This is a genomic window from Photorhabdus akhurstii (genome assembly GCF_018448925.1).
Classification (GTDB): domain Bacteria; phylum Pseudomonadota; class Gammaproteobacteria; order Enterobacterales; family Enterobacteriaceae; genus Photorhabdus; species Photorhabdus akhurstii.
This window is the reverse complement of sequence record NZ_RCWE01000094.1, coordinates 1-1,005: the sequence shown is the minus strand read 5'-3', so window position 1 is coordinate 1,005 and position 1,005 is coordinate 1. Positions and strand designations below refer to the sequence as shown.

Genomic DNA, 1,005 nt, shown 5'->3' with positions numbered 1-1,005 from the left:
GGAACACTGGCATATGGAACTAAAATAAACGGATTATTCAACTGATTCAGATCAGTAATGACAACAGACGCACTTGGTGTTTCGTCATTATCTTCTCTGATCATCAAGAAAATTCTATCTCTCGGCCTAACACCTTCATAGAATGGAATACTCACATGGAAACCTGTACTACTATTTCCTACTAATGGCGCTAATTTATTACCATTCAACTCTTCAATATCTGGCGCTGCAAGCGTTGGGTTAATATCTTTTATAATAAACAGAATATTCGATGAAGCTCTCTTTGAAAAATCCGGCAACTCTGTAAACATATCAACTGCATAGTTCCCCTTCCCTTTCTGACTGGGGAAAATCCTTAAAGCAACAAAACCGTTTTTATCCGTATTAATATAATATTTATTACTATTTAATATTTGAATAAAAGGAGATATTTCCTCCGTAATTTTTTCTCCATCATACCCAAAAATACGCACTATCCTATCAGTTACCAGAGGAATTTGAAAATAGGGTAATGGATCATTTGTTTTACTCAGCGCATATAGATTAACAAGCAGGCTGCCATTTGATTCAGAAGGTTTCTCATTATCCTCTGCCGGAGATGTGTCTTTTATCAGCGCATCACCAATAACTATAGGTTCAAATGCTGCATATGAAAAACCATTTTTATCAATAGAATGAAATGCAATTTCCAATTTAGCATCGGGGTCCGTAGCCCTATCCATTGAAAATGTTATGGTAAAATCACCGGCTCCAGAACCAGCAGTAACAACAAATTTCGCAGTACAGGTATTTTTCTCAACATCTCTTGAAATACGAGGGATCTCATCAAAACTGGTATTTTTCGGGTTATCGTACACTATGTCAGTCGAACCCGTTACTTTGTGAGTATCATCGCCTGAATAAGTCACCGTGATAACAACCGGGCACTCTTCTAAAACCGTTATTCCTGAAATTATATCTGCTGTAAGTGTCGACATATTAAACCTCATATTAAAGTTAAACACC

Annotated in this window: 1 protein-coding gene; it reads right to left on the bottom strand. The window is 36.6% G+C overall.

The genetic code is table 11. The features are described from left to right. The coding region (locus EAE93_RS23870; protein ID WP_332009641.1) for a hypothetical protein at positions 1-1,004 on the bottom strand (1,004 nt) is incomplete at its 3' end. Position 1,005 lies beyond the last annotated feature (1 nt).